The organism is Oceanobacillus sp. Castelsardo (assembly GCF_001659985.1).
Lineage (GTDB): Bacteria > Bacillota > Bacilli > Bacillales > Amphibacillaceae > Oceanobacillus.
This window is the reverse complement of sequence record NZ_LYCS01000007.1, coordinates 163,654-170,911: the sequence shown is the minus strand read 5'-3', so window position 1 is coordinate 170,911 and position 7,258 is coordinate 163,654. Positions and strand designations below refer to the sequence as shown.

At 38.0% G+C, this 7,258-nt stretch carries 6 protein-coding genes, 1 rRNA gene and 1 pseudogene; 6 read left to right on the top strand and 2 right to left on the bottom strand.

Features of this window, described 5'->3' with window-relative positions; all coding sequences use genetic code 11:
• Window positions 1–498: ribosomal RNA gene (locus A9178_RS13325) — 16S ribosomal RNA — on the bottom strand; the annotation flags it as partial.
• A 575-nt stretch (window positions 499–1,073) separates the two neighbouring features.
• Window positions 1,074–1,844: pseudogene (locus A9178_RS13320) on the bottom strand (SDR family NAD(P)-dependent oxidoreductase).
• Between the two features lie 185 nt (window positions 1,845–2,029).
• On the opposite strand from A9178_RS13320, the gene A9178_RS13315 reads away from it, so the two are divergent.
• The 6 genes from A9178_RS13315 to A9178_RS13290 all read left to right on the top strand — a co-directional run bounded on the left by A9178_RS13315 (window position 2,030) and on the right by A9178_RS13290 (window position 7,064).
• Entirely contained in the window at window positions 2,030–2,620 is a 591-nt protein-coding gene (locus tag A9178_RS13315; RefSeq protein ID WP_068676098.1) for a TetR/AcrR family transcriptional regulator, read from the top strand.
• Between the two features lie 418 nt (window positions 2,621–3,038).
• Window positions 3,039–3,296, top strand: a complete 258-nt coding sequence (locus A9178_RS13310; protein ID WP_068676096.1) for a transcriptional regulator SplA domain-containing protein — start codon at window positions 3,039–3,041, stop codon at window positions 3,294–3,296.
• Entirely contained in the window at window positions 3,289–4,317 is a 1,029-nt protein-coding gene (gene splB, locus A9178_RS13305; protein WP_068676108.1) for a spore photoproduct lyase, read from the top strand. The genes A9178_RS13310 and splB overlap by 8 nt, the downstream gene beginning before the upstream one ends.
• Before the next feature lie 63 nt (window positions 4,318–4,380).
• Window positions 4,381–5,331: an AEC family transporter gene (locus tag A9178_RS13300; protein ID WP_068676094.1), complete on the top strand. Its 951-nt coding sequence runs from the start codon at window positions 4,381–4,383 to the stop codon at window positions 5,329–5,331.
• Window positions 5,332–5,390: 59 nt separating this feature from the next.
• Window positions 5,391–5,798, top strand: a complete 408-nt coding sequence (locus tag A9178_RS13295) for a YugN family protein (RefSeq protein WP_068676092.1) — start codon at window positions 5,391–5,393, stop codon at window positions 5,796–5,798.
• A 126-nt stretch (window positions 5,799–5,924) separates the two neighbouring features.
• On the top strand, window positions 5,925–7,064 hold the full coding sequence (locus A9178_RS13290) for an IS110 family RNA-guided transposase (protein ID WP_068676090.1): 1,140 nt from the start codon (window positions 5,925–5,927) through the stop codon (window positions 7,062–7,064).
• Window positions 7,065–7,258 lie beyond the last annotated feature (194 nt).

Here is a 7,258-nt window from a genome sequence, read left to right as displayed (position 1 = left end):
ATGATCAGTTACTATCATACTTGTTCTTCCCTAACAACAGAGTTTTACGATCCGAAAACCTTCTTCACTCACGCGGCGTTGCTCCGTCAGACTTTCGTCCATTGCGGAAGATTCCCTACTGCTGCCTCCCGTAGGAGTCTGGGCCGTGTCTCAGTCCCAGTGTGGCCGATCACCCTCTCAGGTCGGCTACGCATCGTCGCCTTGGTAGGCCTTTACCCCACCAACTAGCTAATGCGCCGCGGGCCCATCTGTAAGTGACAGCTTACGCCGCCTTTTAAACTTCTTATTATGCAATAAAAAGTATTATCCGGTATTAGCTCACGTTTCCGCGAGTTATCCCAGTCTTACAGGTAGGTTGCCCACGTGTTACTCACCCGTCCGCCGCTCTTTCCACTAACTTCATCCCCGAAGGGATAATGTTAGTTTCCATCGCTCGACTTGCATGTATTAGGCACGCCGCCAGCGTTCGTCCTGAGCCAAGATCAAACTCTCCAAAAAATAGATGAGCTTTCTTGCTCTAAACTTGACTAGCATATTTCATTCGACATATTGATTGTTTTGTTCAGTTTTCAAAGATCAAATCGTCACCGCTGTTTGAGGTGACAGAGTAACATTATATCAAATTGACCATCTAAAGTCAATCTCTTTTTCTTTTAAATCATCCTCTATAACAAAGATAATTTAAAAGCGACAAGAAATATCTTACCACACTATAAAACAGAAAGTCAATCATTTTTTTAATGACTTAATTAGTCGTTTTATGGCAGAAATATAATATATCATGAATGAACAATTAAGGCAACCCTATTATATTAATATATAATTAAAATAACGTTGTTTTTCGCTTTATTTTTTCACTATATATTGAAGGGGAGATTTCAAAGAACCTCATATAAATATATTTATTCCACCTACTCTAAAAAACTTCGTGTCGATTTAGTAATAAAGATGTTATTTAAATTCCCCCTCTACTTCATCGAAGGTGCAGCGCTCGTTTAGCAACGTACAAACTGGACCGACTATAACATAAAAATCCACCATTTTAGAAACGGCGGATTTTTATAATATCGTAATTAACGGGAAGTATACCCTGCATCGGCATGAATCGTTGTACCTGTAACATAAGACGATGCGTCAGATGCTAACCATAGGGATGCTTGGGCAATTTCTTCCGCCTGACCAAAGCGATTTAGTAGGCTCAATTGTGGTGCATATTCTTCTTCCGTGAAGCCAAATTGTTCTAAGGCACCACGAAGCATTGGTGTATCAATCGCACCAGGCGCAACTGAGTTCACACGAATGTTTTCTGGTCCATTTTCTAATGCCGCTACCTTCGTCATACCAACGACGCCATGCTTAGCAGCAACGTATGCGATGTTGTTTGGTTGTGGGCGATATCCACTAACAGAAGAAATGTTAATAATCGACCCACCTTTTCCCTGTGCTTTCATTTGTTGTAATTCATATTTCAGGCAAAGAGCCGCACCTTTTAAATCTACAGACATTAAACGATCCTAGTAGTCCTCATCAAATTCAGCTGCTGGTTTACCGTCTGGAGTTAGAGCAGCATTGTTTACTGCTACATCTAATTTACCATACGTATCTACGGAAAATTTTACCATTCCTTGTACTTGTTCTGAATTGGATACATCGACTTTAACGAACGCCGCCTCTCCGCCATTCGACTTGATAGATTCTGCAACTTCTTTTCCTTTTTCTTCATTAAAATCTGCAATGACGACTTTTGCTTTTGCATCCGCAAAAAGTCTAGCAGTAGCTTCTCCCATCCCCATCGCTGCACCTGTAACGATAGCAACCTTTCCTTCTAATACTGGAAATGTCATATTTATTACCCCCATAAGATTTATACTATACTGCTTGCATATTTATTTTATCTAAATTCAATATACTAACTCAATCAACAAAATACATAAAATGTCGAATAATGAACAATTTGGTGTTTTTCGTTCGTTAATAGTTGTAAAATATAGTTAGTTGTTAGAATTCTACTGAAGTGAGATGAGAGAGGATGGAGGATTATCTTGACAAACGGGTACAACGTTCAAAAGCAGCGATCAAAGAAGCGTTTTTAACTTTACTGTACAAAAAACCCTTTGAGCAAATAACAATATCGGAAATTGTGAAAAAAGCGGATTATAATCGGGGAACCTTTTATGCAAACTTTAAAACAAAAGATAGTTTACTAGATGAATTTATTCAAAATGTACTGGATGAAATGGTACATCAAATCCGTGTTCCATATGAATCGATTAAAAAGGTTAATTTCCATAAAATGAATGCAGAAGATATAACGTTATTCCATTACTTTAAAGAAAATGCCAAACTTTTTCGATTGTTATTGAGCGATCATATTCGGGTAGATTTTCGTTATCAGATGGCAAAAGCAATAGAGGAACTATTCATTGCGGAGTATGACTACACGTTAAAAGAAGGGACCATCCTTGATCAAAAATGGTTATACATTTACAGAGCACACGGCGTAGCGGGATTAATTATTCGGTGGATTGAAGAGGACTTTTCGGAGGAGCCAGAATACATGTCTAAGCAAATTATTGAATTGATGGTTACTTCTACGGAAGGATTTTATGTGAAAGATTAGTTGAAATGTAGAATCGGTTAATCTCATGCCGATTCTCTTTTTATCTATTTGATCATAATAACCATTCTATATAGAGAAATGGTTATTACTCATCCCCAGCAAGGTGTTAGACAATCATATTAAGATTCCAACTCACACCTCAAAAGAAAAATTCCTTTCCAAGAAGTAACATTTAAAAACTCGTCCATCATACGCAAATGATTTTCCTTCTACACGGTGTAGTGGTAAAACATGCAGTCAGGGACCGTGGTTTCTTTCTCTTTACAATCTCCATTCATTCTCCAGTTTTAACAACGACTAAAACCTCTCCTGATAAAACCCCGCTTTATTTTCATCCATTATTATTACAGTCAGTCATAATTTTCCTTATCCGTGGAATAATAAGGACCGAATAAATTAAAAGAAATTAGGTGAAGTAATGAATACAGAATCAAACTACGGTCCTGGAGAAATTGTTTATATTATTATACGGAATCCCCATGCACAGGATGTTGCACATGTTCAGCAGGCAGCAATTGTACAACATCCAGAAAACCCTAATAAATTAGCTCTCTTTTCGCATGACAATTACTATCCATTGACGGATGAATTTGCTATTTTTACGTCAGAGGAAGAGGCGGAAACAGCTTATCAAGAAGCATTTGGTGGCTTTGAAAACGGTGATTACTATGGTTAAACCGTTTGTGCCTCAGTTAGTTTATGTAGAACCGCGGGCATTGGAATATCCAAATGGGCAAAGGTTAATTTCAAAATTTGAGGATATGGGTATTGAAATAAGGAAGACAACATCCCATAATCAAATTCGTAATTTGCCGGGAGAAAACCATTTCCAAAAATATCGAAACGCGAAGTCTACTCTGGTGGTTGGTGTCCGCAAAACGTTAAAATTCGATACATCCAAACCTTCAGCCGAGTATGCGATTCCACTTGCTACTGGCTGCATGGGTCATTGTCATTATTGCTACTTGCAAACCACCATGGGGAGTAAGCCTTATATCCGCACCTATGTAAATGTCGATGAAATTTTTGAAGCGGCACAAAACTATATGGTTGAACGGGCTCCGGAGAGCACGAGGTTTGAAGCATCTTGCACATCCGATATTGTAGGTGTAGATCATTTAACACATCATTTAAAACAAGCTATTGAATTTTTTGGCAGGTCTAAGCATGGCAAACTCCGCTTCGTTACAAAATTTGCTCATGTCGATCATCTATTGGATGCAGATCATCAGGGTAAAACACGTTTTCGCTTTAGTATTAATGACGATTACATTATCAAATACTTTGAACCGGGAACTTCTCGATTGCATGAACGCATTGAGGCAGCAGCCAAAGTAGCTGAAGCTGGATATCCATTGGGCTTTATCGTTGCCCCAATCTATCTTCACGATGGTTGGGAAGAAGGGTATCTAGAAATGTTTGAAAAATTGGAGGCATCGCTACCGGCTTTTGCTAGGAAAGATTTAACCTTTGAAATGATTCAGCACCGTTTTACGAAACCAGCGAAACGAGTAATTCAAGAAAATTATCCCATGACAAAGCTTGAACTCGATGAATCCAAACGGAAAACAAAATGGGGACGGTATGGGATTTACAAATATGTATATCAGGACGAACAACAAGAAGCTATTAAAGATACGATAGGTGGCTATGTGAAGCGTTTTTTCCCTAATGCCAAAATTGAATACTTTACTTAACAATAGTACCTTCTCTCCTCTAGATTCATAAGCTAAAACATTAGAGAAAGGAGAGAGGGCTAATTGCAATCTACAAGTGCATTTTTACAAGCGATGGTACCCCTTTATATCATGGCTTTGATTGGTTTTACAAGCCGAAAAGTAAATATACTCACTTCTCATGCAAACCAAGTTATCACGCAAATGATGCTATACATCACTTTACCAGCATTGATTTTATACTCGCTTCATACAGACTTTTCAAAAGATATTCTTATAGATTTTGCTTGGTTACTTACCATGTCCATTTTCATACTGAGTATATCTGTTTTTATCGCATTATTGCTTAGAAGAAAGGCCGCACTACCTATGAAGCAAAAAAGTGTTTATGAAAGTTTAATTATTTTCGGAAATCAGGGTTTTATAGGATTTGCGATTAGCTATATATTAATGGGAGAACAAGGGATTATTTACTTAACCCTTTTTAATATCTGTTATTTGATTTTAATTTGGACATATGGCATTTACCTTTTTACTAAAAGCGAACAAAGCATAAACTGGAAAGCATTGTTTTTGAATCCTGGTATTCTATCCACTTTGGTCGGGTTACTTATGTTGTTTCTCCCATTTAATTGGCCTGTTTCGCTATTAGATACGTTTGAAAGTGTAGGGAAAATGACCATTCCATTATCCATGATATTGATAGGTAGTTTGCTGGCAGACATAAAATTACATGAATTACACCAATATAGTATAAATGTTTATATCTGGATTGCAGCTGGATTTAAATTACTCATCCTACCGTTGTTTTTGTTTATTTTCCTCTTTTTTCAAGTACCATACCCGTTAATCATCATTGCAGTGCTAACATCTGCCATGCCGAGTGCCTCCACGACTTCTGTCTATGCTCAAAAGTTTGGTGGAGATGCTTCATTTGCGTCATTTGGAGTGCTGCTTACGACCTTGCTTTGTATTCTTACAATCCCATTACTTTACTGGTTATTACAATGGCTATATCCCTATTTTTACCTTTAATATGTATGGATTTCCTATTATTGCTAATAATATTGGAAAACATATAAAAGGAGAATTCGATGATACATTTGGAATCTGATATAGAAGGTAAACAAATGTCTTTTGGTCATGCGCAACAAACTCTTAGGAAGTACGGTTTTAATATGGGGGGCAACTGGGATTATGACAGCGGGATTTTCGATGGTATCATGCATCGAGAGGGTGGCGAAACAATTTATGTTCGGATGCCTTTTCAAGTGCTTGAGGGTGAATTAGATAGAAGAGACGCATGGATTGAGTTTCAAAAACCATTTGTAATCAAGCATGTTGTTAATGTCGGACTGGACAAAGACACGAATTCGCTACTCACTGCATCTGGCTTCAACCAATTCCAAGAACCACTTGATGAGGACGGTTATATTCATGATAAAAGTAAATGGCAGGAGTTTGGCGAGGAGGCAATTGGGGATATATTAAATAAGTTATGAAGAGGTTGTTCCAAAAGTTATCATGAACGAAAATGGCTCCTTAATCGTAATTTCGTAGGTTAATTTGGCAATACTGAATTACAAAGAAAACCAAATCAGTGCTACATTACGAAAGGAGCCACTAATATGAAGGATAACACAAAATACGTAGGTTTAGACGTATCAAAAGAAAAAATTGCTGTCGCAATTGCAGATGCAGATAGAGATAAGGAGCCAAGATTCTTAGGAATGATTACCAATAGACCAGAAGCGGTTCGAAAGCTAATGAAAAAATTAGGCGAACCAGAACAGCTAAAGGTTTGTTATGAAGCTGGTCCTACCGGCTATGGACTATATCGCCTTTTAATAAGTCTTGGAATCGAATGTGAAGTAATTGCTCCGTCACTTACTCCACAAAAGCCCGGGGATCGGGTAAAGACAGATAGAAGAGATGCTTTGCGTTTAGCAAGTTTATATCGTGCAAACGAATTGACTTCGATTTATGTTCCTACAAAAGAAGATGAAATATTACGGGATTTGGTTCGTGCTAGAGAAGATGCAAAAGAGGATCTTTTACGCGCCAAGCATCGTTTAAACAAATTTCTAATGCGTTGGGAAATTCATCGGCCTAAAAATATTAAAAAGAATTGGACGTATGCCTATCGCGAATGGATAGATTCGTTAACTTTTGAATCTTCCGTGTCACAATCTGTATTTAACGAATATCGTCAACAAATAGTAGAAATAGAACAACGCATGCAACGTTTAGAGAAAGAAATCCAAGTACAAGCGGAAGAAGGTTTCCATGCACCAATGATCCAAGCACTTCAAGTGTTACGTGGTATAAGTGTTCTTACAGCCACAGCTCTTGTCGCAGAAATAGGTTCATTCCGTCGCTTTAAAAAGGCTGGTCAATTTATGGCATATAATGGACTCGTACCAAGTGAAAGTTCTAGTGGTGAATCAAGGAAACAAGGGAAAATAACAAAAACAGGAAATAGACATGTTCGTTGGCTGTTAATTGAATCCGCTTGGAGTTATCGATATGTACCAGTGGTTAAAGGTAACCTAAAGAAAAGACAAGAAGGTCAACCTGCTTCTATTACATCTATATCATGGAAAGCACAAAAACGTTTGCATAGCAAATATCGTCAATTACTTGAAAGAGGAAAGGCACCTGGAAAGGCGGTTACAGCCGTAGCCAGAGAACTAGCTGGTTTTGTTTGGGCAATTGCACAAGCAGTAGAAATAGAAAGAGATCAAGCTAGAGCATCTTTAGCTAAATAATTTTAGATATGTCTTTATAAGGATTTACAATTCGAAATGGGAATAAACGGCATTGAGCTTAGGGCTCGGAGGCAAAGATTAAAGCCGGAAAGGAGAATCCACGAGTTTCACTTGTGACAGTCGAGATTTCGGGCTGACTCACGTATAAAGTTCGCGGAAGCTCCCCAGACGGAAAGATAAAATGTGAAAACCCA